Source organism: Streptomyces ferrugineus (assembly GCF_015160855.1).
Taxonomy (GTDB): domain Bacteria; phylum Actinomycetota; class Actinomycetes; order Streptomycetales; family Streptomycetaceae; genus Streptomyces; species Streptomyces ferrugineus.
Genome location: NZ_CP063373.1, coordinates 2,844,517 through 2,871,063, shown reverse-complemented (window position 1 = coordinate 2,871,063; position 26,547 = coordinate 2,844,517). Strand labels below are relative to the sequence as shown.

Genomic DNA, 26,547 nt, shown 5'->3' with positions numbered 1-26,547 from the left:
CCGATAACAGGCCAGTGGTACGGCCTTAAACGGAATCTGTGGGACCGGTCCGTGCGGGGGCGCCGCCGCGGTCACATGAGCGGGGTCATGAAGCGCCGCAGGGATTCCTCGTAGGACGCGGGGTCGGCGTTCCACATGGCCGCGTGAGGAGCGTTCTCGACCGTCTGGAGGGTCACCAGGTGGGGGTGGGCGTCCGCCAGGCGGCGCGAGAGGTTCCACGGGGCGACCCGGTCCTCGGGCCCGTGGAAGATCAGGGTCGGCACCGCGAGCCGGTCCGGGGCGTCGCCGTCGGCGGCACGGTCGGCGCTCAGCCCGGTGCGGCCCTGTGCCGCGCGGACCGCGAGCGGCAGCAGCGCGCTCGGCGTGTGACGGGCCGAGGCGAGGGCGCGCAGGGTGGTCTGCCAGCTCAGCACCGGGGAGTCGAGGACGAGGCCGGAGACCCGGTCCCGCAGCCCCGAGCGCGCGGCGGCACGCAGCGCCATCGTCGCGCCGGTGGACCAGCCGAGCAGCACGAGTTGCTCGGCGCCCTGGCGCACGGCATAGCGCATCGCCGCGTCCAGGTCCCGCCACTCGGTCTCGCCGAGATGGTTCAGCCCGTCCGGCGGGCGGGGCGCGCCGAGGTCGCCGCGATAGGCGAGGGCGAGGACCGGGAAGTGCCGGCCGCTGAGGAACTCCATGATGTTCATGGCGTGTTCGCGGGTGGTGCCGAGCCCGTGCACGGCGATGACCCAGGTGTCCCGCGCGCCGGGAACGAACCACGCGGGCAGGGCGCCGAGTTCGCCCGGGATGTCGACATCGGCGTGGTCGAGGCCGAGGGCGGCGCTCGGGTCGCCGACGTGGACGTTCGGGGTGAGCCAGACGCTGTCGCCGGGCTGCAGGGTGCCGTGAGTGACGCGCTCGAGCCGACGTACGACGGTGTCGGCGGAGTGCTTCGCCGCGGCGAGCACAGGGCCGACGACCGCGTGCGAGCCGTCGCCGGACAGGCCGTAGGTGCCGGGGCGCAGGGAGGCGAGGGCGCGGGTGAGCGCGATCTGCCCGGCGGCCGTGGCGTGCACGGTCAGCCGGGGTTCGGTGGGCAGGGGCCTGCCCGGGGGCGCCGTCAGCGCGGCCCCACTGGCGAACCGCCCGGCGGCGACGCTCGCGGCGCCGGCGGCCAGAGCCACGGTGACGGCAGCGGCCGTCGCTTTGACAGTGCGCACGATTCCAGTGTCCGGGCGGACGCGGGGAGGGGCCAGTGGGAGGCCGACTTCGAGTGAGGCACGCCGCCCCACCCCCACCGCCGGTTTATGGCGCCGACGCGCCCCCACGGCGGGGGCAGCCGCGTACGGCGGCAAGGGGACGTGCCGGGGGTATCCGCCCGCAGCGGCGGGCGTCAAAAGACGCCACCTCTCTCCCCAACAGCAACCGCCCGACCGAGGACGGACACCCCCGGCGCGGCCCCGACCCACAACCCAGCCGCAGGCGCTACACGCACCCCCAACCACCCAAGCAGGCCGCCGCAGGCACCCCCGGCTCAACCGCCGGAGGCCCCCCGCTGCCCGTACCCCCGCAGCCGCTCCCCCACCTCGGCCACCTGCTCCTCCGACAACAACGACGGCGCCAGCCCCGGAACGGACGAGGCCGTCAGCCACACCCGGCACATCCACTCCAGTTGGGCCGTGCGGTCATACGCCTGGTCCAGCGTCGTGCCGTAGGCGATCGTGCCGTGGTTCTGGAGGAGACAGGCGGTGCGGTCGGTGAGCGCCTGGAGCATGTTCTCGGCCAACTCCCGGGTGCCGTACGTCGCATAGGGAGCGACGCGGACCGGCCCGCCCAGCGCCGCGGCCATGTAGTGGATCAGCGGGAGCCCGGTCACCAGCGTCGAGACGGCCGTCGCATGCACCGCATGGGTGTGGACCACCGCACCGGCATCCGTGGCGCGGTAGATCGCCAGATGCATCGGCAGCTCACTGGTCGGCACCAGCGCCCCCAACACCTGCCGCCCGTCCAGATCGACCCCCGTCACATCCTCCGCCGACAGCCGGTCGTACGGCACTCCCGACGGCGTGACCAGCACCGTCTCCCCGACCCGCACCGACACATTGCCCGACGTCCCGACGACCAGCCCTTCCGCCACCGTCCGCCGCGCCGTCGCCACCAGCGTCTGCCACGCCTCCGTCTCCTCGGGCCGCGCACTTCTGCCCCACGGCTCCCCCACTTCCTGTGCGCCCTCCCGGGCATCCCGCGATTCCCGCACGCCCCGCTGATCCCGCTGTTCCTCACCCATGCGGCGATCCTGCCAGCCAGGCCCCGGACACGGCGTCAACTCATCGCCAGGGCGCCGCACTTTAGGGCGGAAGAACGACGTCCGGAAGGGGGCACACGGGGACATATCGCCCCCGCCTCGCCCTTGGCCTGAGAACGATCGGCATTCAACGATCTTCCAGTACTCTCTGGGAGATTTGTCGTGCACGTCGCCATTCCGGGGGGAAATATGGCCCGTGATCGCAAACCGTCCCGTCACCGCTCCCGTCTCATAGCGATATCCGCGGCGGCCCTCACCCTCAGCGGAACCGCCCTCGCCGAGATCCCGGCCGCGGCCGCGAGCAAGCCCAAGGGCCATGACGTCTCCTCGCACCAGAAGAACGTCAACTGGCAGAGCTCCAAGACGAAGGGCGCCAGGTTCGTCTACGTCAAGGCGACCGAGTCCCACACCTACCGCAACCCGTACTTCGGCCAGCAGTACAACGGCTCGCGCGACGCGGGCCTGATCCGCGGCGCGTACCACTTCGCGGTGCCGAACAAGTCGTCGGGCAGGACCCAGGCCGCGTTCTTCGTGCGCAACGGCGGCGGCTGGCGGTCGGACGGCTGGACCCTGCCACCCGCCCTCGACATCGAGTACAACCCGTACAGCAAGCACAAGTGTTACGGGCTGAGCAAGGCGAAGATGGTCAACTGGATCCAGTCCTTCAGCAACGAGGTGAAGCGACTGACCGGCCGCCGCCCGGTGATCTACACCACCACCCACTGGTGGAACACCTGCACCGGCACCAGCCGCGCCTTCGCCTCCAACCACGCCCTGTGGATCGCCCGCTACAACTCCTCGACCGCGGGCGCGATGCCGGCCGGATGGCGGTTCTGGACCTTCTGGCAGTACGACAACGGCGGCAGCCTGCCGGGTGACCAAAATCTCTTCAACGGCTCCATGACCCAGCTGAGGAAGTTCGCCCGGGGCCACTAGCCGGGCGGCACTTGGGCCGTACACCGACCGGCGGACCGAAGGTCTCCTCTTCCAGGCCCCTCGGACACCGTGCGGCCCCCCTCAGTTCATCTCTCGTTCACCCAGGTTACCTACGTTCGTCCAGCCAATGACCTCGAACGATTGCCTGGGTAAATGGAAAACTTCTCGCTGATCCTCGCGATTGTGGTCGTGACCGCACTCGCGTTCGATTTCACGAACGGTTTCCACGACACCGCCAACGCGATGGCCACCACCATCTCGACCGGTGCGCTCAAGCCCAAGGTCGCGGTGGCCATGTCCGCCGTGCTGAACCTTGTCGGCGCCTTCCTCTCCGTGGAGGTCGCCAACACGATCTCCAAAGGTCTCGTCGACGAGACCGGCATCCGTCCCGAGGTCATCTTCGCCGCGCTGGTCGGCGCGATCCTCTGGAATCTGCTGACCTGGCTGGTGGGCCTGCCCTCCAGCTCCTCGCACGCCCTGATGGGCGGTCTGATCGGTGCCGCCGTCGCCTCGGCCGGCTTCGGCGCGGTCCACGGCGACGTACTCGTCACCAAGGTCCTGATCCCGGCGATCGCCGCCCCGCTGGTCGCGGGCCTCGCCGCGCTGCTCGCCACCCGCCTGACGTACACCTTCGGCAAGAAGGCCGACGGCAAGGCCGCCGCCAAGGGCTACCGCACCGGCCAGATCGCCTCCGCCGGCCTGGTCTCCCTCGCGCACGGCACGAACGACGCGCAGAAGACGATGGGCGTCATCACCCTCGCCCTGGTCGCCGGCGGCGCCGTCGCCCCCGACTCCGACCCGCCCATGTGGGTCATCCTCTCCGCCGGTATCGCCATCGCGCTCGGCACCTACCTCGGCGGCTGGCGCATCATCCGCACGATGGGCAAGGGTCTGACCGACCTCCAGCCGCAGCAGGGCTTCGCCGCCCAGACCAGCGCCGCCACGGTCATCCTGGCCTCCTCCCACCTCGGCTTCTCCCTGTCCACCACGCACTCCGTCTCCGGTTCGGTGATGGGTGCCGGCCTCGGCCGCAAGGGCGGCGTCGTCCGCTGGTCCACGGCCACCCGGATGTTCGTCGCCTGGGGCCTGACCCTCCCGGCCGCCGCCCTGGTCGCCGCGCTCGCGGAGTACGTGACGGGCCTCGGCAACTGGGGCACGGCAGCGGTCGCCGTCTTCCTGGTCGCCTCCAGCGCCGCGATCTGGAAGATCTCCCGCCGCGAGGTCGTCGACCACACCAACGTCAACGAGACCGAGGAGTCGCCCGGTGTGGTCACCACCGCCATCGCCGCCGTGACCCCGCCCCCGGCGACCCCCGCGCACCCGGCGGCCGAGGAACTGGCGGCCACCGTCCCGGCCTCGTCGTCCACCGAGCCCGCGCCGTCCCAGGCCACGGTCTGACTCCGCCCCGGTACCCCCTCACTCAGGAAGAAGAACCATGAAGATCGACTGGGCGGCCCTCGGCTCCGTCTTCGGCGTCAGCCTCACGGTCACGGTGGCCCTGGTGGGCCTGTTCACCCTCGGCATCGCGGGCCTGTCCCGCCAGGAGAGGGCCTCGGCGCAGGGCGGTTCGGCCGCCCTCGCGGTCACCGGCGCCTACGCGTGCTTCGCGGCGTGCGCGGCGGCGGTGGCGTATGGGATCTATCTGATCGTGGCCTGAACCACACCACGCGCATCACCTGAAGCACCCGAGGTGCGGGACGGACAACCGTCCCGCACCTCACTGCTGTGTGGGCCTTCGCACACTCCCCCACCGCAGGTCAACGGCAAGTTGACGCCCCTTCCAACCCCATGGTGGACTTCCGGAGCCAAGTACGGCGGCAGGAGAGGAAGCCGGTGCGAATCCGGCGCGGTCCCGCCACTGTCACCGGGGTAGTAAGCCCCGGGAGCCAGGAACTCTCGCCGCCGGTCTCGTCGAACCAGGGCGTGGACACCCTGAGTGAGGACACAACGCGATGCTCGCCTGCCGATCGACACGCAGTAGCAGACCCACGTCTGACCTCACGGTCGGCTGACCCCGATGCGAGCCGATCGCGTTTTCGCGTACGGCGCCGCCGCCGGGCTCCTCGGCGATCTGCTGCTCGGCGATCCCCGCCGGGGGCATCCGGTCGCCGCGTTCGGTCGGGCCGCCGCTGCCGTGGAGAAGGTGTTGTGGCGCGACGACCGCGCGTGGGGTGCGGCGCACACCGCCGTGTGCGCCGGTGGCGCCGTCGCCGCCGGGGCGCTCGCCGCGCGTGTCGTACGCACGTCTCCCGCCGCCTCCGTCGCGCTGACCGGCGCCGCCACCTGGGCCGTCGTCGGCGGGACCTCGCTCGCCCGGGAGGCGCGGGCCATCGGACGGGCCCTGGAGGCGGGGGACGTCGAGGCGGCGCGGGCGCGCTTGCCGCATCTGTGCGGGCGGGATCCGCAGGCGCTGGACGCGGACGGGATCGCGCGCGCGGTCGTGGAGTCCGTGGCCGAGAACACCTCCGACGCGGTGGTGGGGGCGCTGGTGTGGGGGGCCGTCGGCGGGGTGCCGGGGCTTGTCGGGTTCCGTGCGGTGAACACGCTCGACGCCATGGTCGGGCACAGGTCGCCCAAGTACCGGCGGTACGGCTGGGCTTCGGCCCGGCTCGACGACCTGGCCGGCTGGCCGGGGGCGCGGCTGACCGCCGTGCTCGCCGCCGTCGCCGGGGGTGATCCCCGGGGAGCGGTACGGGCCTGGCGTGCCGATGCCGCCCAGCACCCGAGCCCCAACGCCGGGCCCGTCGAGGCCGCGTTCGCGGGGGCGCTCGGCGTTCGGCTCGGCGGGACGCTGTCCTACGGCGGGCGGGTCGAGCATCGGCCCGTGCTCAATGAGGCCGGGCGAAGCGTCGGCACGCCCGACATCGAACGTGCCGTACGGCTGTCGAAGCGCGTCGGCTGGCTGGCGCTCGGCGTCTGTGTCGCCGCGCGCCGTGTCGCGAAGGGGCGTACGTCATGACGGGCGGCGGGCTGCTCGTCGCCGGGACCACCTCCGACGCCGGCAAGAGCGTCGTGACCGCCGGGATCTGTCGGTGGCTGGTGCGGCAGGGCGTGAAGGTCGCGCCGTTCAAGGCGCAGAACATGTCCCTCAACTCGTTCGTCACCAAGGAGGGCGCCGAGATCGGGCGGGCGCAGGCCATGCAGGCCCAGGCCTGTCGCGTCGAGCCGACCGCGCTCATGAATCCCGTGCTGCTCAAGCCCGGTGGCGAGCAGAGCAGTCAGGTCGTGCTGCTCGGCAAGCCGGTCGGCGAGCTGAGCGCGCGCGGGTACCACGGCGGGCGGCAGCAGAAGCTTCTCGGGACCGTGCTCGACTGTCTTGCCGAACTCCGGGGCACGTATGACGCGGTGATCTGTGAGGGGGCGGGGAGTCCGGCGGAGATCAATCTGCGGCGGACCGACATCGTGAACATGGGGATCGCCCGGAATGCCGGGCTGCCCGTGCTGGTCGTGGGCGACATCGACCGCGGCGGGGTCTTCGCCTCCTTCTTCGGGACCGTCGCGCTGCTGTCGGAGGAGGACCAGAGACTGATCGCCGGGTTCCTCGTCAACAAGTTCCGCGGTGACGTCTCGCTGCTCGAACCCGGCCTCGACATGCTCCACGGGCTCACCGGACGGCCCACCTACGGTGTTCTGCCCTTCCGGCACGGGCTGGGGATCGACGAGGAGGACGGGCTGCGGGTCTCGCTGCGGGGCGCCGTCCGGGAGTCCCAGGTCTCCTCCCCCGTCGGCGAGGACGTGCTGCGCGTCGCCGTGTGCGCCGTCCCGCTGATGTCCAACTTCACCGACGTGGACGCCCTCGCCGCCGAACCGGGCGTCGTCGTGCGGTTCGTGGACCGGCCGGAGGAGCTGGCCGACGCGGATCTCGTCGTCGTCCCCGGCACCCGGGGGACGGTCCGCGCCCTGGAGTGGCTGCGGGAGCGCGGGCTGGCCGAGGCCCTCGTCCGCAGGGCCGCCGAGCAGCGGCCGATCCTCGGCGTCTGCGGTGGCTTCCAGGTCCTCGGCGAGCACATCGAGGACGACGTGGAGAGCCGGCGCGGGCACGTCGAGGGGCTCGGGGTGCTGCCCGTGCGGGTGCGGTTCGCCCGGGAGAAGACCCTCACGCGGCCGGTGGGCACGGCCCTGGGCGAGGCGGTCGAGGGATACGAGATCCATCACGGGGTCGCCGAAACAGCAGGCGGTGAACCCTTCCTCGACGGCTGCCGGGTCGGCCAGACCTGGGGCACGCACTGGCACGGCTCGCTGGAGTCGGACGGCTTCCGGCGGGCCTTCCTGCGGGAGGTGGCCGCCGCCGCGGGCCGCCGCTTCGTGCCGGCCCCCGACACCTCGTTCGCCGCGCTGCGCGAGGAGCAGCTCGACCGGCTCGGCGATCTGATCGAACAGCACGCGGACACGGACGCGCTCTGGCGGCTCATCGAGTCGGGCGCGCCGCAAGGACTGCCTTTCATTCCACCGGGAGCGCCCGCATGAGCACAGTGTTGTTGTTGTCGACCGCCGACACGGATCTGCTGGCGGCCCGCGCCGCCTCCGGTGCGGACTACCGGATCGGCAACCCGACCCGCGTGGACGTCGAGAGCGAGCTGCCCGCGCTGCTCGACGGCGCGGACATCGCCGTCGTACGGCTGCTGGGCGGCAAGCGGGCCTGGGAGGACGGGCTCGCCGTGCTGAAGGCGTCGGGTGTCCCGACCGTGCTGCTGGGCGGCGAGGCCGTACCGGACGCGGAGCTGATGGCCGAGTCGTCCGTCCCGGCCGGTGTGGTGGCCGAGGCGCTGAAGTACCTCGTGGAGGGCGGGCCCGCCAACCTCACCGAGCTCGCCCGGTTCCTCTCCGACACCGTGCTGCTGACGGGCGAGGGGTTCGTCGAGCCGCAGAAGATGCCGGAGTACGGCGTCCACGGCGACCGTACGGTCCACGCGGACCGCCCGACCGTCGGCGTCCTCTTCTACCGGGCCCATGAACTCAGCGGCAACACCGCCTTCGTGGACACCCTGTGCGACGCCGTCGAGGCGCACGGCGCCAACGCCCTTCCCGTGTACTGCGGTTCGCTGCGCGGCGCGGACGAGGGGCTGTACGAGATCCTCGCCAAGGCCGACGCCCTGGTCGCCACCGTCCTCGCCGCCGGCGGCACACACGCCTCGCAGGCCTCCGCGGGCGGCGACGAGGAGGCGTGGGACATCGGCAGGCTCGCCGAACTCGACGTGCCGGTGCTGCAAGGGCTTTGCCTGACCTCGTCGCGGGCCGCCTGGGACGAGTCCGACGCCGCGCTCTCCCCCATGGACGCGGCGATGCAGGTCGCGATCCCGGAGTTCGACGGGCGCATCGTCACCGTCCCGTTCTCCTTCAAGGAGCAGGGGCCCGACGACGTTCCCGTCTACGTCGCCGACCCCGAGCGGGCCGGGCGCGTCGCCGGGATCGCCGTACGGCACGCGCGGTTGAGGCACAAGCCGAACGCCGAGAAGAAGCTGGCGCTCGTCTTCACCGCCTACCCGACGAAGCACTCGCGCGTCGGCAACGCGGTCGGCCTCGACACGCCCGCTTCGGCCGTGCGGGTCCTGGACGCGCTCAAGGACGCCGGGTACGGCCTCACCGAGTACCCCGACAACGGCGACGAGCTGATCCACCGGCTCATCGAGGCGGGCGGTCACGACGTCGAATGGCTGACCGAGGACCAGTTGGCCGCCGCGCCCGCGCGTGTGCCGCTGGCGGACTATCGGGCCTGGTTCGACAAGCTCGACCCGGAGCTGAGGGACGCGATGACCGAGGCGTGGGGCGAGCCGCCGGGTTCGCTGTACGTCGACGGGGACGACATCGTGCTCGCCTCGCTGCAGTTCGGGAACGTCGTGGTCATGATCCAGCCGCCGCGCGGCTTCGGCGAGAACCCGATCGCGATCTACCACGACCCGGACATGCCGCCGTCGCACCACTACATGGCGGCCTACCGGTGGCTGGAGAACAGCTTCGGCGCGGACGCGATCGTGCACATGGGCAAGCACGGCACGATGGAGTGGCTGCCCGGCAAGGGCCTCGGCCTCAGCGGCGGTTGTGCTCCGGACGCCGTCCTCGGTGACCTGCCGCTGATCTACCCGTTCATCGTCAACGACCCCGGCGAGGGCACCCAGGCCAAGCGCCGTGGCCACGCCACCGTCGTCGACCACCTCGTGCCGCCGATGGCCCGCGCCGACACCTACGGCGACCTGGCCAAGCTGGAGCAGCTCCTGGACGAGTACGCGCTCGTCTCCGACCTGGACCCGACGAAGGCGCCGGCCGTGCGCGCCCAGATCTGGACGCTGGTCAAGGCGGCCGAGCTGCACCACGACCTGCATGTGGACGAGCAGCCGGAGGACGACGACTTCGACGAGTTCGTCATGCACATCGACGGCTATCTGTGCGAGATCAAGGACGTGCAGATCCGCGACGGGCTGCACATCCTCGGCGGCGGCCCGGTCGGTGAGCCCCGGGTGAACCTGGTGCTCGCCGTGCTGCGCGCCTCGCAGGTGTGGGGCGGGCAGGCGAACGCGCTGCCGGGGCTGCGGGCCTCGCTGGCCGAGCACTTCGGGCTGGTCGAGAAGGAACTGCTCGCCGAGCCGGGCGCGCCGACGAAGCTGCCGGTCGAGCTGACGGACCTGGTCGAGGGCCCGTCCCGCACGGCCGCCGACGCCATCGACCTGCTGGAGCAGCTGTGCCGGCGGATCGCGGAGGGCATGGAGGAGCGCGACTGGGCGGTCGCGGAGAGCCGTTCCCTCATCCGTGACGTCCTCGGCACCGAACTCCCCGAGGCCGTCGCCGTGCTGGAGTTCGCCTGCACCGAGGTCGTCCCGCGCCTGGCCCGCACCACCGACGAGATCGGCCACATCCTCAAGGCGCTCGACGGCGGTTACGTCCCGGCGGGCCCGTCGGGCTCCCCGACACGCGGACTGGTCAACGTCCTCCCCACCGGCCGGAACTTCTACTCCGTCGACCCCAAGGCCATCCCGTCCAGGCTGAGCTGGGAGGTCGGGCAGTCGCTCGCGGACTCGCTGGTGCAGCGGTATCTGCAGGACACGGGCGAGTACCCGAAGTCCGTCGGCCTGACGGTGTGGGGCACGTCCGCGATGCGCACCCAGGGCGACGACATCGCCGAGATCCTGGCGCTGCTGGGCTGCCGTCCGGTGTGGGACGACGCCTCGCGCCGGGTGACCGGCTTCGAGGTGATCGGCCTTGAGGAGCTGGGGCGCCCGCGCATCGACGTCACCGTCCGTATCTCCGGGTTCTTCCGGGACGCGTTCCCGCACGTCGTCGGCCTGATCGACGACGCCGTGCGCAAGGTCGCGGAGCTGGACGAGCCCGCCGAGAGCAACTTCGTGAAGGCGCACGCCGACGAGGACAGCGCCGAGCACGGTGACCGGCGCAGGGCCACGGCCCGTATCTTCGGCTCCAAGCCGGGCGCGTACGGCGCCGGTCTGCTGCCGCTGATCGACGCCCGCAACTGGCGCTCGGACGCCGACCTGGCCGAGGTGTACGCCGTCTGGGGCGGCTACGCCTACGGGCGTGGGCTGGACGGGCGGGCGGCGCGCGGGGACATGGAGACCGCGTTCAAGCGGATCGCGGTCGCCGCGAAGAACGTCGACACCCGCGAGCACGACCTGGTCGACGCCGACGACTACTTCCAGTACCACGGCGGCATGGTCGCCATGGTGCGGCACCTGACGGGCGCCAACCCGGAGGCGTACGTCGGTGACTCCGCCGTGCCCGACCAGGTGAAGACCCGCACCCTGGGCGAGGAGACCCACCGTGTCTTCCGCGCCCGTGTGGTCAACCCGCGCTGGATGGCCGCCATGCGCCAGCACGGCTACAAGGGCGCCTTCGAGATGGCGGCGACCGTGGACTACCTCTTCGGGTACGACGCCACGGCGGGCGTGGTCGACGACTGGATGTACGAGAAGCTCAGCGCGGAATACGTCTTCGACGCCGAGAACCGGGACTTCATGAAGAAGTCCAACCCGTGGGCGCTGCGCGGCATCACCGAGCGGCTTCTTGAGGCCGCCGACCGCGGGCTGTGGGCCGAGCCGGACGCCGACACGCTGGAGCGGCTGCGCGCCACGTACCTGGAGCTGGAAGGCGACTTGGAGGGCGACGAGAAGTGACAACCCCCTTCCCCTTTACGGCCGTTGTCGGCCAGGACGACCTGCGGCTCGCGCTGCTGCTGAACGCCGTGTCGCCAGCGGTCGGCGGTGTGCTGGTGCGCGGCGAGAAGGGCACCGCCAAGTCGACGGCCGTACGCGCGCTGTCGGCGCTGATGCCGCAGGTCCCGGTGATCCCGGGGTGCCGTTTCTCCTGCGACCCCGCCTCCCCCGACCCCGCGTGCCCCGACGGGCCGCACGAGGAGACGGGGGCGACCACCCGCCGCCCCGCCCGTATGGTCGAACTCCCCGTCGGCGCCTCCGAGGACCGGCTGGTCGGCGCGCTGGACATCGAGCGGGCGCTGGCCGAGGGCGTCAAGGCCTTCGAGCCGGGGCTCCTCGCCGACGCCCACCGCGGAATCCTGTACGTCGACGAGGTCAACCTCCTCCATGACCACCTGGTCGACCTGCTGCTGGACGCGGCGGCGATGGGCGCGTCGTACGTCGAGCGCGAGGGCGTGTCGGTCCGGCACGCCGCCCGCTTCCTCCTCGTCGGCACCATGAACCCCGAGGAGGGCGAGCTGCGGCCGCAGTTGCTCGACCGGTTCGGGCTGACCGTCGAGGTCGCGGCCTCGCGGGAACCGGACCAGCGGGTGGAGGTCGTGCGGCGGCGGCTGGCGTACGACGACGATCCGGCCGCCTTCGCCGCGCGGTGGGCGGACGAGGAGGCCGCCGTACGGCAGCGCATCGTCGCCGCACGGGAGTTGCTGCCCTCGGTGCGGCTGGGCGACGGGGCGCTGCGGCAGATCGCGGCGACCTGCGCCGCGTTCGAGGTGGACGGGATGCGGGCCGACATCGTGATGGCCCGTACGGCCACCGCGCTCGCGGCGTGGGCCGGGCGGACCGATGTGCTCGCCGAGGACGTACGGCAGGCGGCGCTGCTCGCGCTGCCGCACCGCAGGCGCCGTAATCCCTTCGACGCGCCCGGCCTGGACGAGGACAAGCTGGACGAGACCCTGGAGGAGTTCGGGGGTTCCGAGGAGGAGGATCCGGACCCTGATCCGGACGGGCCCGGTGGTGGGGGTGGTGGGCAGCCGCCCTCCGAGGGACCGCAGGGCGATGGCGGCTCCGGCGCCCGTCCCGAGGCCGGCGAGGACGGGGAGCCGCAGGCTTCCGGGGCCGGCGAGCAGACTCCCGTACGGGCCTCGGAACCCTTCCGCGCCAAGGTGCTGAGCGTGCCGGGCATCGGTGAGGGTGCCGCCGGGCGGCGTTCGCGGGCGCGGACCGAGCACGGGCGGACCACGGGGGCCCGGCGGCCCCAAGGGGCGCTGACCAAGCTGCACCTGGCGGCCACCGTGCAGGCGGCGGCTCCGCACCAGCGGGCGCGGGGACGGTCGGGGCGCGGGCTGGTGGTGCGCCGGGACGATCTGCGGCAGGCGGTCCGGGAGGGGCGCGAGGGCAATCTCGTGCTGTTCGTCGTGGACGCCTCCGGGTCGATGGCGGCCCGGCAGCGGATGAGCGCGGTGAAGGGGGCCGTGCTGTCGCTGTTGCTGGACGCCTATCAGCGGCGGGACAAGGTGGGGCTGGTGACGTTCCGGGGGTCGGCCGCCGATGTGGCGCTGCCGCCGACCTCGTCCGTGGACGCGGCCGCGGCTCGGCTGGAGTCGCTGCCGACGGGTGGGCGGACGCCGCTCGCGGCCGGGTTGCTGCGCGCCCATGAGGTGCTGCGGGTGGAGCGGCTGCGGGATCCCGCCCGGCGGGCGCTGGTGGTCGTGGTGACCGACGGGCGGGCCACCGGTGGGCCCGAGCCGGTGGTGTTGGCGGGGCGGGCCGCTCGGCTGTTCGCCGCCGACGGGGTCGCCTCCGTGGTCGTCGACTGTGAGTCGGGGCCCGTGCGGCTCGGGCTGGCCGGGCAGTTGGCCGGTGAGCTGGGGGGTACGGCCGTGACGCTGGACGAGCTGCGGGCGGACTCGATCGCCGGACTGGTGAAGGACGTACAGAGGAGGGCCGCGTAATGCCGAAGGGACAGCCGAGTGTCGTACCGGATGACGGGCTGACGACGCGACAGCGGCGCAATCGACCGCTGGTCGTCGTGCATACGGGGGTGGGCAAGGGAAAGTCCACCGCCGCTTTCGGGCTCGCGCTGCGGGCCTGGAATCAGGGGTGGCCCATCGGCGTGTTCCAGTTCGTGAAGTCCGCCAAGTGGAAGGTCGGCGAGGAGAACGCACTCCGGGTGCTGGGGGCGTCCGGGGAGGGCGGCTCCGTCGACTGGCACAAGATGGGTGAGGGCTGGTCGTGGGTGCAGCGGGATGCCCAGATGGACAACGAGGAGAAGGCCCGGGAGGGCTGGGAGCAGGTCAAGCGGGATCTGGCCGCCGAGACGTACAAGCTGTACGTGCTGGACGAGTTCGCGTACCCCATGCACTGGGGGTGGGTCGACACCGATGAGGTGATCGACGTGCTGCGGAACCGGCCGGGTACCCAGCATGTCGTGATCACCGGGCGGAACGCGCCCGAGAAGCTGGTCGGCTTCGCCGATCTCGTGACCGACATGTCCAAGGTCAAGCATCCGATGGACGCGGGTCAGAAGGGCCAGCGAGGCATCGAGTGGTGATGGCGTGACGAACTCCTCCTCCGTCCCTCGGCTGGTCATCGCCGCGCCGTCCTCCGGCAGCGGCAAGACCACCGTCGCCACGGGGCTGATGGCCGCGTTCGCCGCGCGGGGGCTCGCCGTGTCTCCGCACAAGGTCGGGCCGGACTACATCGACCCCGGGTATCACGCGCTCGCGAGCGGGCGGGTGGGGCGAAATCTCGACGCGTATCTGTGCGGGCCGGAGTTGGTCGGGCCGTTGTTCCTGCATGGGGCGCTTGGGTGTGACATCGCCGTCGTCGAGGGCGTGATGGGGCTGTACGACGGGGCCGCGGGGGAGGGTGAGCTGGCGTCCACCGCGCAGGTCGCCAAGCTGCTGCGGGCGCCGGTCGTGCTCGTGGTCGACGCGTCGTCGCAGTCGCGGTCCGTTGCGGCGCTCGTGCATGGCTTCGCGTCCTGGGATCCGCAGGTGCGGGTCGGGGGCGTGATCCTCAACAAGGTCGCGTCGGATCGGCACGAGGAGTTGCTGCGGGAGGCGTTGGACGCGGCCGGGGTGCCCGTGCTGGGGGTGCTGAGGCGGGCGGCTCAGGTGGATACGCCTTCGCGGCATCTGGGGTTGGTGCCGGTCGCGGAGCGGCGGGCCGGCGCTGTGGAGGCCGTGGCGGCGATGGCGGCGCAGGTTTCCGCAGGGTGCGATCTGGAGGCGTTGGTCGCGCTGGCGCGAAGTGCGGGTGCGTTGTCGTGTGCGGCTTGGGATGCGGCTGAGGTCCTGGTTTCCTCGCCCCCGCCGCCCCTTCCCGTCCCGACCCGGGGCTGCGCCCCCGGACCCCCGCTTTCGGCCCGAAGGGCCTCGTCCTCAAACGCCGGACGGGCTGGGGGGTGCGGACCGGCGCCCAGAAGGCGAGACCCCGGCGGGTGGGTGGGGGCTGGGGACGGTGCAGCCTCCGTCCCAAACGCCCGGTGAGCTCAAGGGTGCGGACCGGCGCGTACGAGTTGCTGTCGCCGGCGGTCCCGCCTTCACCTTCTCCTACGCCGAGCACGCCGAACTTCTCACCGCCGCCGGTGCCGAAGTCGTCCCCTTCGATCCGCTGCGGGACGAGGAACTCCCCGACGGCACCCGTGGCTTGGTCATCGGCGGCGGGTTTCCCGAGGTGTACGCCGCCGAGCTGTCCGCCAATGAGCCGCTGCGCAAGGCTGTCGGCGCCCTCGCGCAGAGCGGTGCTCCCGTCGCCGCCGAGTGTGCGGGGCTGCTCTATCTGTGCCGTGAGCTGGACGGGCGGCCCATGTGCGGGGTGCTCGACTCGCGGGCGCGGATGAGTGAGCGGCTCACCCTCGGGTATCGGGACGCGGTCGCCGTCAGCGACAGTTCCCTCGCCGTGGCCGGGACGCGGATGCGGGGGCACGAGTTTCACCGGACGGTCGTCGAGCCCGGTTCGGGGGACGCTCCGGCCTGGGGGACGCGCAGCCCGCGGCGGCGGGTCGAAGGTTTCGTACAGCAGGGCGTGCACGCGAGTTATCTGCACACGCACTGGGCCTCGCAGCCCGGTGTCGCCCGTCGGTTCGTGGAGAGGTGCCGGACGTCATGAGCAGCAGCAGGTTGGTCGGAGTCGGGGTCGGTCCCGGCGATCCGGAGCTGGTGACCGTCAAGGGCGTCAACGCTCTGCGCGCCGCCGATGTCGTCGTCGTGCCCGTGATGGACACCGGCGAGCGGGGGCGGGCCGAGGCGACCGTGCTGCACTACGTCCCCGAGGAGAAGGTCGTACGCGTGGTGTTCGCGCTCAACGAGCGGACCGACCGGGGGCGGCGCGAGGCCGCCTGGGACGCGGCCGGTGAGCGTGTCGCCCGGCTGCTCGCCGAGCATCCCGTCGTCGCGTTCGCCACCATCGGCGACCCCAACGTCTACTCCACCTTCACCTACCTCGCCCAGACCATCGGCGAGTTGTCGCCCGGCACCGCCGTCGAGACCGTGCCCGGCATCACCGCCATGCAGGACCTCGCCGCGCGGTCGGGTGCGGTGCTCACCGAGGGGACCGAGCCGCTCACGCTCGTACCCGTCACGGCGGGGGCGACGGTGCTGAAGGAGGCGCTCGCCGGGCCCGGGACCGTCGTCGCCTACAAGTTCGGGCGGCAGGCGGCCGAGGTCGCCGAGGCGCTGCGGCAGACCGGGCGGATCGACGACGCGGTGTGGGGGTCGGCGCTGGGGCTGGCGGAGGAGTCGATCCGGCCGGCGGCCGAGCTCGACGACGCCCCTCTCCCCTACCTGTCGACGCTCATCGCACCCGCCCGGCGCGACGGCGGGCGGGGCGGCAAGCTCTGACGCCCCGCCCCACGCAACGCGCCCGACACCAACCCCGCTGCCCCCTGTAGGAGAGGACCGATCCCCCATGGCCGATGCCCCCACCGGCAAGGTGACCTTCGTCGGTGCCGGCCCCGGCGCCGCCGATCTGCTGACGTTCCGCGCCGCGCGCGCCATCGCCGAGGCCGACATCGTGATCTGGGCGGCCAGCCTGGTCCAGGCGGAGGTCCTCCAGCACGCGCGTGAGGACGCCGAGATCCTCGACTCGGCCACGATGTCGCTCGAAGACGTCGTCGCCGTGTACGAGCGGGCCCGGGCGGAGGGCCTGAGCGTCGCCCGCATTCACTCCGGCGACCCGGCCCTGTGGGGCGGCACCCAGGAGCAGCTCGACCGGTGTGCCGCGCTCGGTGTCGCCACCGAGGTGGTGCCCGGGGTCTCCGCCTTCTCCGCCGTGGCCGCGCTGGCCCGGCGAGAGCTGACCATCCCCGAGGTCGCGCAGTCCGTGGTGCTCACCCGGCTCGGTGGCGGCAAGACGCCGATGCCGCCCGGGGAGGAGGTCAGGGAGTTCGCCAAGCACGGCACCACGATGGCGGTCTTCCTGTCGGCCGCCCGCAGCGGACAGTTGGTGCGGGAGCTGCTGGAGGGCGGGTATCCGACGTCCACGCCGGTCGTCGTCGCCTATCAGGCGACCTGGCCGGAGGAACTGATCGTGAAGTGCACGGTCGGGACCCTGGAGGAGACCGTCAAGGAGCACAAGCTCTGGAAGCACACCCTGTTCCTGGTCGGCCCGGCCCTCGACGCGCACGGCACGCGCTCGCACCTGTACCACCCCGGCCACTTCCACGGGTACCGCAAGGCGGACCCGGAGGCCCGCCGGGCGCTGCGCGAGAAGGGGGCCAGTACGTGATCACCGTCGTCGGTACGGGGACGGGGGCGCCGCTCGACGAGGACGTGCTCGGCGGGGCGGAGCTGGTCGTCGGCGGGCGGCGGCATCTGGATGCCGTACGGCCGGCCGAGGGCGTCGAGCGGGTCGTGCTGGGGGCGCTGGCTCCCGCCCTCGACGTCATCGCGGAGTACGTCGAGAAGGATCGGCGCGTGGTCGTGCTGGCCTCCGGCGACCCGGGGTTCTTCGGGATCGTGCGGGTGCTGGCCGAGCGGTTCGGGCCGGAGCGGCTGGATGTGCGGCCGGGGGTGTCCTCCCTGGCCGCCGCGTTCGCGCGGATCGGGCTGACCTGGGACGACGCGGTCGTCGTCAGCGCGCACGGGCGGGATCTGCACACGGCCGTGAACGTCTGCCGGGCGCGTCCGAAGGTGGCCGTGCTGACCGGTCCGGGTGCCGGGCCCGCCGAGCTGGGTGCCGCGCTGGTCCGCAGGGCCGAGGGGCGCGTGCTCGTGGTCGCCTCGGCGCTGGGCTCCGCCGGTGAGCGCGTGGAGCGGGTGACGCCCGCGGAGGCCGCCGCCCGGGACTGGGGCGCGTCGGTCAGCGTCGTGCTGTGCCTGGACCCGGCGCGGGCGTCGGGTGGTGGTGTGCGTACGGTCGCCGGGGCGGGCCCCGGGCCCACCGCGTGGGCGCTGGACGAGGGCGAGTTCGCGCACCGTGACTCGATGATCACCAAGTTCGAGGTGCGGGCGCTGGCGCTGGCCCGTCTCGGGCCCCGCCTGGGCGACCTGGTCTGGGACGTCGGCGCGGGCTCCGGTTCGGTGGCCGTGGAGTGCGCGCGCCTCGGTGCCGCCGTCACCGCGGTCGAGAAGACCCGGGACGGGGTGGAGCGGATCCGTGCCAACGCCGTCGCGCACGACGTCGACGTCCACGTGGTGCACGGGGCGGCGCCCACGGTGCTGTCCGACCTCGACGATCCGGACGCCGTGTTCGTCGGGGGCGGGGGGCGCGAGCTGCCCGCCATCGTCACCGCGTGCGCGCGGCGCGCCAGGCGCTCGGTCGTCGTCGCCATGGCGGCGCTGGACCGGGTCCCGGCCACGCGCGAGGCGCTGACCGGCGCCGGGTTCGACTGCGACGGGGTGCTGTTGCAGTCGTCCCGGCTCGCGCCGCTGCCGGGGGACGTGACCCGGCTGGCGGCGACCAATCCGGTTTTCCTGTTGTGGGGCCTCAGAAACCCCCTGGATCGAGAGGGAGTTGCCCAGTGATCGGCCTCATTTCCGCCACGTCGGCGGGGGCTGCGGCGCGGGACCGGCTGGCCGTGGCGTGGCCGGACCGTGTGCGGGTGTACGACGGGCCCGTCGGGGACGCCGTGCGGCGGGCGTTCGCGGAGTGCGAGCAGCTCGTGTGCTTTCTGGCGACGGGGGCGGTCGTACGGCTGATCGCCCCGCTGCTGGGCGACAAGGCGACCGACCCGGGTGTGGTGTGTGTCGACGAGGGCGGGCGGTTCGCCGTGTCGCTGGTCGGCGGGCACGGTGGCGGGGCCAATGAACTCGCGCGGGAGGTCGGTGAGTTGCTGGGCGCCGAGCCCGTGGTGACGACGGCGACCGACGCCGTGGACGTGCCCGGCCTCGACACCCTCGGCCTCCCGGTGGAGGGCGATGTCGCCGGGGTCTCGCGGGCGCTGCTCGACGGGGAGCCGGTGGCGCTGAAGGCGGAGGTCGACTGGCCCCTGCCGCCGCTCCGGGTCGGCGGCGAGGGGGCGTACGCGATCCGGCTCACGGATCGGCTGGTCGAGCCCGCCGAGCGCGAGGTCGTGCTGCGTCCGCCGTCGCTCGTCGTCGGTGTCGGCGCCTCCAAGGGCGCCCCCGTGGAGGAGATCCTCGGACTGATCGAGGGCGCGCTCGGCGACGCCGGGCTCTCCCCCGCCTCCCTCGCCGAACTCGCCACCGTCGACGCCAAGGCCGGCGAGCCCGGAATCGTCGAGGCGGCGGCCCGCCTCGGCGTCCCCCTCGTCACCCACCCGGCCGACGAGCTGGCCGCCGTGGCGGTCCCCAACCCCTCCGACGCGCCGCTGGCCGCCGTGGGCACCCCCTCGGTCGCCGAGGCCGCCGCCCTGGTGCGCGGCGGTGAACTCCTCGTCCCCAAGCGCAAGTCCACCGCGAGCCCCGCCATGGCGACCTGTGCCGTCGTACGGCGGCCCGGGCGCGGACGGCTCGCGGTCGTCGGCCTCGGGCCGGGCGCCCGTGACCTGCTGACGCCGCGCGCGAAGGCGGAGCTGCGGCGGGCCTCGGTGCTCGTCGGGCTGGACCAGTACGTCGACCAGATCCGCGACCTGCTGCGGCCCGGCACCCGGATCATTGAGTCGGGGCTCGGCGCCGAGGAGGAGCGGGCGCGGACGGCGGTCGAGGAGGCCCGCGAGGGGCGGGCCGTCGCGCTGATCGGCAGTGGGGACGCGGGCGTGTACGCCATGGCCTCCCCGGCGCTCGCCGAGGCGTCCGACGACATCGACGTGATCGGCGTGCCGGGGGTGACGGCAGCGCTCGCCGCCGCCGCGATCCTCGGTGCGCCGCTCGGGCACGACCACGTGTCGATCAGCCTCTCCGACCTCCACACACCCTGGGAGGTCATCGAGCGGCGGGTGCGGGCGGCGGCCGAGGCGGACATCGTGGTCACCTTCTACAACCCGCGTTCACGCGGCCGCGACTGGCAGCTTCCCAAGGCGCTCGCGATCCTCGCCGAGCACCGCGCGCCGACGACACCGGTCGGGGTCGTACGCAACGCGTCGCGGCCGGACGAGTCCAGCCGGCTCACGACGCTGGGCGCCCTGGACCCGGCGTCGGTCGACATGATGACGGTCGTGACCGTGGGCAACACCGCGACCCGGGACATCGCGGGGCGCATGGTGACGCCGCGCGGCTACCGCTGGCAGGAGGGGCAGAGGTGAGGCGCGTCGTCCACCCCATCGAGGAGGAGTCCTACCGGCGGCTGCGCGCCCGCCTGGACACCTCGCACTTCCCGCCGCTGACCCGGGCGGTCGTGGAGCGGGTCATCCACTCGGCCGCCGACCTCGACTACGCGACCGATCTCGTCATGGACGAGGGCGAACTGGCCACCGCGCACACGGCACTGCACTCCGGGGCGCCCGTGGTCGTGGACGTGGAGATGGTGGCGGCGGGCATCACGCGCCGCGAGACCGTCTGCCGACTGCGGGACGCGGTCGCCGGTCCCGGGCTGACCCGCTCGGCTCATGCCGTCCGGCTCGCGTACGAGCAGGTCGGCCCGGGCGCCCTGTGGGTGATCGGCAACGCGCCGACCGCCCTGGAGGAGCTGCTCACCCTGGACGCCGCCCCCGCTCTCGTCATCGGCCTGCCCGTCGGCTTCGTCGGCGCGGTCGAGTCCAAGGCCGCGTTGCGCGAGAGCGGGCTGCCCGCCGTGAGCAACGTGTCCGAGAAGGGCGGTTCGGCGGTCGCCTCGGCCGCGCTCAACGCCCTGCTGTACCACCCGTACCACCCCGCTTCCCATCCCGAGGAGAAACTGTGACCACCCCGCCGCCCGCCCTGCTCATCGCCGGTCATGGCACCCGGGACGATGCCGGAGCCGAGGCGTTCCGCGACTTCGTACGGGAGCTGGGGCACCGCCACCCCGAACTGCCCGTCGCGGGCGGCTTCATCGAGCTGTCCCCGCCGCCGCTGGGCGAGGCCGTCACCGAGCTGGTCGAGCGCGGCGTACGCCGGTTCGCCGCCGTGCCGCTGATGCTGGTGTCCGCCGGGCACGCCAAGGGCGACATCCCGGCCGCGCTGGCCCGCGAGAAGGAGCGGCACCCCGGGATCTCGTACGCCTACGGCCGCCCGCTGGGCCCGCACCCGGCGCTGCTGTCCGTCCTGGAGCGCCGCCTCGACGAGGCGCTCGGCACCGAGGGCAGCCGCACGCCCGGCGACCGGGCCGACGTCACCGTGCTGCTGGTCGGGCGGGGTTCCACGGACCCCGACGCCAACGCCGAGGTGCACAAGGCGGCGCGGCTGCTGTGGGAGGGGCGCGGTTACGCGGGCGTGGAGACGGCGTTCGTGTCGCTGGCGGCGCCGGACGTGCCGAGCGGCCTGGACCGGTGCGCGAGGCTCGGGGCGCAGCGGATCGTCGTCCTGCCCTACTTCCTGTTCACCGGCATCCTGCCGGACCGGGTGCGGCAGCAGACGGAGGGCTGGGCGGACGCGCACCCCGAGGTCGAGGTGCGTTCGGCGGACGTGATCGGTCCGGAGCCGGAACTGCTCGACCTGGTGATGGAGCGGTACAAGGAGGCCGTCGAGGGCGACCTGCGGATGAACTGCGACTCGTGCGTGTACCGCATCGCGCTGCCCGGCTTCGAGGACAAGGTGGGGATGCCGCAGCAGCCGCACTTCCACCCGGACGACGACGGCCACCACCACCATCATCACGGCGGACACGCGCATGCGCACTGAGGGCGGGCACGACCTGCGCCACCACGGCGACGCCGAGGTCCGCGACGACGGCTCGGCGCTCGTCGACCTCGCCGTGAACGTCCGCGCGGACACCCCGCCCGCGTGGCTGCGCGAGCGCATCGCGGGGTCGCTGGGCTCCCTGGCAGCCTACCCGGACGGGCGGCCCGCGCGGGCGGCGGTGGCGGCCCGCCATGGCCTCCCGGTGGAGCGGGTGCTGCTGACGGCGGGGGCGGCGGAGGCGTTCGTGCTGCTGGCGCGGGCGCTGAAAGTGCGCCGGCCGGTGGTCGTGCACCCGCAGTTCACAGAGCCGGAGGCGGCCCTGCGGGACGCCGGCCACACGGTCGACCGCGTACTGCTGCGGGAGGCGGACGGCTTCCGCCTCGACCCGGCGGCCGTCCCCGAGGACGCCGACCTGGTGGTGATCGGCAACCCGACGAACCCGACCTCGGTCCTGCACCCGGCCGCCTCTGTCACTGAACTCGCCCGGCCCGGGCGGACGTTGGTGGTGGACGAGGCGTTCATGGACGCGGTGCCGGGTGAGCGGGAGGCGCTGGCGGAGCGCGTGGACGTGCCCGGCCTGGTGGTGCTGCGCAGCCTGACCAAGACGTGGGGTCTGGCCGGTCTACGGATCGGCTACATCCTGGCCGCCCCGGACACGATCTCCGACCTGGAGCGCGCCCAGCCCCTGTGGCCGGTCTCCACCCCGGCGCTCACCGCCGCCGAGGCCTGTGTGTCCCCCCGGGCCCTGGCGGAGGCGGCCCACGCGGCCCACCGCATCGCCGCCGACCGGGCCCATCTCGTGGCGGGACTCACCGAGTTCGCCTCGGACGGGCTCCGGGTCGTGGAACCCGCCGAGGGCCCCTTCGTCCTCGTACGGCTGCCGAGGGCCGTCGCGGTGAGACGTCACCTGCGCGATCTGGGGTTCGCCGTCCGGCGCGGGGACACCTTCCCCGGCCTTGGTGAGGAGTGGCTGCGGCTGGCGGTGCGGGACCGGGCTACAGCCAGCTCCTTCCTTCAGGCGCTGGACCGGGCGATGGCGCGGGCGTCGGCCGCGTAGGCGACGAACGCCGACCAGGTGGTGGGGGACAGGGCGAGCTGTCCCCCTGCCGGCTGCTTCGAGTCGCGCACGTGGATGGCTTGGTCCACGGCGACTTCGATGCAGTTGTCGCCCTCACTGCCGCTGTAGCTGCTCTTGAACCAGTCCAGTTCGGTAGTACTCATGGCGCTCCTCGGCTCTGTTTCAGGCCGCCGCGTAGTCGATGAAGGCTGCCCAAGCGGTGGGAGAGAGGGCGATCTGTCCGCCTTCCTGCTGCTTCGAGTCACGCACGTGGACGGAGCCGGCCATCGCGACTTCGACGCAGTTGTCTCCCTGTGTGCCGCTGTAGCTGCTTTTGAACCACGCCAACTCGGTGGTGCTCATAGCGCTCCTCGCATCTGCTTCAGCAGGCTCACGGTTGCCTCGTGGCTGAGAGCCTGCGAGCGCATCTTGCCATAGCGCTGAAGCAGGGCGCTGGTGTCTTTTGGGTCGCTGATCAGGGCGCTTCCCTGCTGACCCTCGAAGTAGCCGAACCACTGGTGGTCCGGAGTCTCAGCGAGGTACATGGAGCCGTCGAGACCCGCATGATCCGGCTGCCGCAAAGGCATGATCTGGAGCTGAATGTTGCGAAGCTCGCCGCACTGAAGCAGGTGGTCGATCAAGACGCGCGTGACGTCGTCTCCGCCCGTTCGCCGCTCGACAACGGCCTGCTCAATGATGAAACTGAACGCCACGTTCTGCTTTCCCGTCAGCAGCCGCTGTCGCTCCAGCCGCGCCTCTACCTGTCGCTCCAACTGGTCGTCGGTCAGCGGCGGCAGGCTGCTGCGGAATACCGCCCGCACATACGGCTCCGGCTGCAACAACCCCGGAATCGCCCGGCACTCGTACGCGTAGAGCGAGATCGCCTCCTCCTCGATCCCCGCCCACTGCTGGAACCACGACGCCAGCCCCTGCTTCCGCGTCAGATTCCGTGCCGCCGCCCGCAGCACCCTGGGTGCCTCCAGCACCTCACCCGCCCGCTGGATGTACTTCGGCTGCGGGAAGCGCCTGCCCTGCTCCAGCTTGGCCACGGCATGCACCGAGTAGCCGACGACCTCGGCGTACTCCTCCTGCGTGAGCCCCGCCGTCTCCCGCAGCGCCTTGTGCACCGCGCCGAACGTCTTGAGGCTGTCCGACACTTCTGGTTCACTGCCCCCGCCTCCGACTCCCGCGTCCTCGCCGTCCACCACGCCTGGCCACCTCCCGTACCCGCCGATCACGCCAACCCGCCCAGGGTCACGGGGTGTTACCAGCCCTGTCCATCGAACAAACCAGTACAACGCACCTGTACCAGCGTCGTGCCTGGCTGCACCGCGGACCCTGACGGAACGCTGGCCTCATGACCGCACCCCACACCCAATCCCCCGTCACCGTACGTGTGTTCAGCCAGCGCCTCAGTGCCACCCGCCGTGGCGCGCGGCTCGCCCGGCGGTTCACCGCGCGGCAACTCGACGTCTGGGGATTCCGGTACGGCTCCGATGTCTCCGACACCGCCGCGCTGATCGTCGCCGAGCTGGCCGCCAACGCCGTACTCCACGCACGAGTGCCCGGCCGTGACATCGCCCTGCGTCTGAGCTGCGGGCCGGACACGGTCCGCGTCGAGGTGGCCGACGCCCGTGGCGAGCGCCTCCCGCGTGTCTCGACGCCCGCCGCCGACGCCGACACCGGCCGTGGCCTTCTCCTGGTCGACGCCCTGGCCACGCGCTGGGGCGTCGACACCGAGCCGGGCCCGAGCAAGACGGTCTGGGCCGAGATCGACCTCTGATCGGTCAGCTCTTGCCCCGACGCGCCAGCGCCACCGCGCCGCCGCCCGCGACCAGCAGGGCGACCGCGCCGCCCGCGACGTACGGCGTCATGGAGCTGCCGCCGGTCTCGGCGAGGCCGTCGTCGGCCGCCTCGCCCTGGGGCTGCACATCGCCCGCCGGCTCGGCGCTCGGGTCGGCCTGCTGTGCGGGTGCGGCCGGGGTCTCGCAGGTCGCCTTCGCCAGGGTCAGGGTGCCCTCGACCTCGGCGACGTTCAGCTTCAGCGGGTTGACGGAGACCTTGAGTTCCAGGGCGGTGGCGGCGGCCGTACGCGAGGTCTGCTCCGTCCTGGAGTAGTCAAGGCGTACGTCGCCCACGCCCGGCACCTCGACGTTCGTGGTGCCGCCGGCGGTCATCGTGACCTTCTTGCCCAGCACAGTGACGTCGCCGAGCAGGTTGGAGGACGCGGTCGGCGTCTTGCCGGCCTCGCAGGTGGCCTTGGAGGTGACCTGGCCGACCTCGATCAGCGAGAGCAGCGGCAGGCCGGGGACGTGGACCTTGGCGTGGGCGAGGTGGGTGTAGCCCTCGGCCTTGCCGTCCTCGACCGTGGCCCTCGACTTGGCGACCTCGGCGTTCAGCACGCTGAAGGACCGGCCGTCGTCGACTCCGTTCAACTGGGCGGTCAGCGTGGCCTGTTCGGCGCTCCGCGGCGCCCGCACCTCGTTCAGGGAGACCGCGAGCGGGACGTTCACGGTCTTGTTGAGCAGGGAGACGTCGAGCGCGGTGCGCAGCACGGCGGCGCTCGCGCGGCCCTCGTCACCGGTCGCGTGCGCGGTGCCCGCGGCGGCCAGGACCGCGGGACCGGCGGTCAGGGCGGTGGCCGTCGCGACGGCGGCGAGACGGCGTGCGGGCAGGCGGAAGTTGTTGCCGTTCAAGGTGGGGACACCCCTCGGGGGAGACTTGCTCGGGACCCGCCAAGAATCGCGCACGCCAAACGCATGGTCAGCACCCTGACGGGAGTTCACCCCTACGTGTGTTTCCCGTGCAGGTTTTCGAACCGCCTGGCACGCACGTTCTCCACAGTCACACGGTCAACTCACGACCCGCCCGTTCACGACCACCCGCCGAGGCGCCGCCAGCACCCGTACGTCGGCCCGCGGGTCGGCCTCGTACACCACGAGGTCGGCCGCGGCCCCCTCCTCCAGGCCGGGTCGGCCGAGCCATGACCGGGCGGCCCAGGTCGTCGCCGCGAGGGCCTCGGTCGCGGGGATGCCGGCGGTGACCAGTTCCGCCACCTCGGCGGCCACGAGGCCGTGCGGCAGGGTGCCGCCGGCGTCCGTGCCGACGAAGACCGGGATGCCGGCGTCGTAGGCGGAGCGGACGGTGTCGTAGCGGCGTTCGTACAGCCGGCGCATATGGGCCGACCAGCGGGGGTACTTGGACTCGCCGCCGTCGGCCAGCTGCGGGAAGGTCGCGATGTTGACGAGGGTGGGGACGATGGCCACCCCGCGCTCGGCGAACAGCGGGATCAGGTCCTCGGTCAGGCCGGTGGCGTGCTCGATGCAGTCGATGCCCGACTCGACCAGGTCGCGCAACGAATCCTCGGCGAAACAGTGCGCGGTGACGCGGGCGCCGAGGCGGTGGGCCTCCGCGATGCCCGCCTCGACCGCCTCTCGCGGCCAGGTGGGCGCCAGGTCCCCGAGGTCGCGGTCGATCCAGTCGCCGACCAGCTTGACCCAGCCGTCGCCGCGCCGGGCCTCCTGGGCGACGTAGGCGACCAGGTCCTCGGGTTCGATCTCGTGCGCGTAGCCGCGGATGTAGCGGCGGGTGCGGGCGATGTGCCGGCCGGCCCTGATGATCTTCGGCAGGTCCTCGCGGTCGTCGACCCAGCGGGTGTCGGAGGGCGAACCGGCGTCGCGGATCAGCAGGGTGCCGGCCTCACGGTCGGCCAGCGCCTGCTTCTCGGCGGTGGCGTCGTCGACCGGACCGTGTGGGCCGAGGCCGACATGGCAGTGCGCGTCGACGAGGCCGGGCAGGGCCCAGCCCTGGGCCGTGCGGGTGTCGCGGGCGCCGACGGGACGGTCGTAGGAGATCCGCCCGTCGACGACCCACAGCTCGTCCCGGACGTCGTCCGGTCCGACGAGGATCCGGCCCTTCACGTGCAGCACCGCGCGTTCGCTCATGACCGCA

General features: G+C 72.7%; 23 protein-coding genes, 2 pseudogenes and 1 riboswitch. Of the genes and pseudogenes, 18 read left to right on the top strand and 7 right to left on the bottom strand.

What is annotated here, in order from left to right; genetic code table 11:
• Positions 1-71: 71 nt before the first annotated feature.
• Both IM697_RS13080 and IM697_RS13075 read right to left on the bottom strand, forming a co-directional pair.
• Positions 72-1,199, bottom strand: a complete 1,128-nt coding sequence (locus tag IM697_RS13080) for an alpha/beta hydrolase (protein WP_194047772.1) — start codon at positions 1,197-1,199, stop codon at positions 72-74.
• A gap of 314 nt (positions 1,200-1,513) precedes the next feature.
• Entirely contained in the window at positions 1,514-2,266 is a 753-nt protein-coding gene (locus tag IM697_RS13075) for a class II aldolase/adducin family protein (protein WP_194047770.1), read from the bottom strand.
• 207 nt (positions 2,267-2,473) lie between these two features.
• On the opposite strand from IM697_RS13075, the gene IM697_RS13070 reads away from it, so the two are divergent.
• From IM697_RS13070 to cobC, 17 genes and pseudogenes are all read left to right on the top strand, one after another.
• Positions 2,474-3,220: a lysozyme gene (locus tag IM697_RS13070; RefSeq protein ID WP_194047768.1), complete on the top strand. Its 747-nt coding sequence runs from the start codon at positions 2,474-2,476 to the stop codon at positions 3,218-3,220.
• Positions 3,221-3,373: 153 nt separating this feature from the next.
• Complete coding sequence (locus IM697_RS13065; protein WP_194047766.1) at positions 3,374-4,618, top strand: inorganic phosphate transporter; 1,245 nt, start codon at positions 3,374-3,376, stop codon at positions 4,616-4,618.
• Positions 4,619-4,655: 37 nt separating this feature from the next.
• On the top strand, positions 4,656-4,877 hold the full coding sequence (locus IM697_RS13060; protein ID WP_194047764.1) for a hypothetical protein: 222 nt from the start codon (positions 4,656-4,658) through the stop codon (positions 4,875-4,877).
• 141 nt (positions 4,878-5,018) lie between these two features.
• A riboswitch (cobalamin riboswitch) is annotated at positions 5,019-5,138 on the top strand.
• Positions 5,139-5,237: 99 nt separating this feature from the next.
• Complete coding sequence (locus tag IM697_RS13055) at positions 5,238-6,179, top strand: cobalamin biosynthesis protein (RefSeq protein WP_194047762.1); 942 nt, start codon at positions 5,238-5,240, stop codon at positions 6,177-6,179.
• A complete protein-coding gene (locus IM697_RS13050) occupies positions 6,176-7,687 on the top strand; it encodes a cobyric acid synthase (protein ID WP_194047760.1) in 1,512 nt (503 codons plus the stop codon). The genes IM697_RS13055 and IM697_RS13050 overlap by 4 nt, the downstream gene beginning before the upstream one ends.
• On the top strand, positions 7,684-11,340 hold the full coding sequence (gene cobN / locus IM697_RS13045) for a cobaltochelatase subunit CobN (RefSeq protein WP_194047758.1): 3,657 nt from the start codon (positions 7,684-7,686) through the stop codon (positions 11,338-11,340). The genes IM697_RS13050 and cobN overlap by 4 nt, the downstream gene beginning before the upstream one ends.
• A complete protein-coding gene (locus IM697_RS13040) occupies positions 11,337-13,331 on the top strand; it encodes a putative cobaltochelatase (protein WP_194047756.1) in 1,995 nt (664 codons plus the stop codon). The genes cobN and IM697_RS13040 overlap by 4 nt, the downstream gene beginning before the upstream one ends.
• Positions 13,331-13,930 carry a cob(I)yrinic acid a,c-diamide adenosyltransferase gene (cobO, locus tag IM697_RS13035; protein WP_194047754.1) on the top strand — a complete coding sequence of 200 codons (600 nt, stop codon included), beginning with the start codon at positions 13,331-13,333 and terminating at the stop codon, positions 13,928-13,930. The genes IM697_RS13040 and cobO overlap by 1 nt, the downstream gene beginning before the upstream one ends.
• Positions 13,931-13,934: 4 nt before the next feature.
• Positions 13,935-14,781: pseudogene (locus IM697_RS45680) on the top strand (cobyrinate a,c-diamide synthase); the annotation flags it as partial.
• A gap of 108 nt (positions 14,782-14,889) precedes the next feature.
• Positions 14,890-15,492, top strand: a pseudogene (locus tag IM697_RS45675) (cobyrinate a,c-diamide synthase); the annotation flags it as partial.
• Positions 15,477-16,223 carry a precorrin-2 C(20)-methyltransferase gene (gene cobI / locus IM697_RS13025; protein ID WP_194047753.1) on the top strand — a complete coding sequence of 249 codons (747 nt, stop codon included), beginning with the start codon at positions 15,477-15,479 and terminating at the stop codon, positions 16,221-16,223. The pseudogene IM697_RS45675 and the gene cobI, both read left to right, overlap by 16 nt.
• Positions 16,224-16,290: 67 nt before the next feature.
• The gene (gene cobM, locus IM697_RS13020; protein ID WP_194047751.1) at positions 16,291-17,109 is read left to right on the top strand and encodes a precorrin-4 C(11)-methyltransferase; all 819 of its coding nucleotides are present in this window, start codon (positions 16,291-16,293) and stop codon (positions 17,107-17,109) included.
• Positions 17,106-18,347, top strand: coding sequence for a precorrin-6y C5,15-methyltransferase (decarboxylating) subunit CbiE (cbiE, locus tag IM697_RS13015; RefSeq protein WP_194047749.1), 1,242 nt, complete (start codon positions 17,106-17,108; stop codon positions 18,345-18,347). Before cobM ends, cbiE begins: the two co-directional genes overlap by 4 nt.
• Positions 18,344-20,026, top strand: a complete 1,683-nt coding sequence (cobJ, locus tag IM697_RS13010) for a precorrin-3B C(17)-methyltransferase (protein ID WP_194047747.1) — start codon at positions 18,344-18,346, stop codon at positions 20,024-20,026. The genes cbiE and cobJ overlap by 4 nt, the downstream gene beginning before the upstream one ends.
• On the top strand, positions 20,023-20,622 hold the full coding sequence (locus IM697_RS13005; protein ID WP_194047745.1) for a precorrin-8X methylmutase: 600 nt from the start codon (positions 20,023-20,025) through the stop codon (positions 20,620-20,622). The genes cobJ and IM697_RS13005 overlap by 4 nt, the downstream gene beginning before the upstream one ends.
• Entirely contained in the window at positions 20,619-21,539 is a 921-nt protein-coding gene (locus tag IM697_RS13000) for a sirohydrochlorin chelatase (protein ID WP_194047743.1), read from the top strand. Before IM697_RS13005 ends, IM697_RS13000 begins: the two co-directional genes overlap by 4 nt.
• Positions 21,529-22,596 carry an Rv2231c family histidinol phosphate aminotransferase CobC gene (gene cobC / locus IM697_RS12995; RefSeq protein WP_194047741.1) on the top strand — a complete coding sequence of 356 codons (1,068 nt, stop codon included), beginning with the start codon at positions 21,529-21,531 and terminating at the stop codon, positions 22,594-22,596. The genes IM697_RS13000 and cobC overlap by 11 nt, the downstream gene beginning before the upstream one ends.
• On the opposite strand, the gene IM697_RS12990 is transcribed toward cobC, so the two are convergent.
• From IM697_RS12990 to IM697_RS12980, 3 genes are read right to left on the bottom strand one after another with little or no spacing between them, the layout of a single operon-like run.
• On the bottom strand, positions 22,554-22,760 hold the full coding sequence (locus tag IM697_RS12990; RefSeq protein WP_194047739.1) for a DUF397 domain-containing protein: 207 nt from the start codon (positions 22,758-22,760) through the stop codon (positions 22,554-22,556). The genes cobC and IM697_RS12990 overlap by 43 nt on opposite strands.
• 19 nt (positions 22,761-22,779) lie before the next feature.
• The gene (locus IM697_RS12985; RefSeq protein ID WP_194047737.1) at positions 22,780-22,959 is read right to left on the bottom strand and encodes a DUF397 domain-containing protein; all 180 of its coding nucleotides are present in this window, start codon (positions 22,957-22,959) and stop codon (positions 22,780-22,782) included.
• Positions 22,956-23,804: a helix-turn-helix domain-containing protein gene (locus tag IM697_RS12980; protein ID WP_194047735.1), complete on the bottom strand. Its 849-nt coding sequence runs from the start codon at positions 23,802-23,804 to the stop codon at positions 22,956-22,958. Before IM697_RS12980 ends, IM697_RS12985 begins: the two co-directional genes overlap by 4 nt.
• Before the next feature lie 149 nt (positions 23,805-23,953).
• Here IM697_RS12980 and IM697_RS12975 point away from each other — a divergent pair, with 149 nt between their 5' ends.
• The gene (locus tag IM697_RS12975; RefSeq protein WP_194047733.1) at positions 23,954-24,379 is read left to right on the top strand and encodes an ATP-binding protein; all 426 of its coding nucleotides are present in this window, start codon (positions 23,954-23,956) and stop codon (positions 24,377-24,379) included.
• A 4-nt stretch (positions 24,380-24,383) separates the two neighbouring features.
• On the opposite strand, the gene IM697_RS12970 is transcribed toward IM697_RS12975, so the two are convergent.
• Together IM697_RS12970 and IM697_RS12965 are read right to left on the bottom strand one after the other, a co-directional pair.
• A complete protein-coding gene (locus tag IM697_RS12970; RefSeq protein WP_194047731.1) occupies positions 24,384-25,292 on the bottom strand; it encodes an SCO1860 family LAETG-anchored protein in 909 nt (302 codons plus the stop codon).
• A gap of 156 nt (positions 25,293-25,448) precedes the next feature.
• The gene (locus tag IM697_RS12965) at positions 25,449-26,540 is read right to left on the bottom strand and encodes an amidohydrolase family protein (RefSeq protein WP_194047729.1); all 1,092 of its coding nucleotides are present in this window, start codon (positions 26,538-26,540) and stop codon (positions 25,449-25,451) included.
• Between the last annotated feature and the right edge of the window lie 7 nt (positions 26,541-26,547).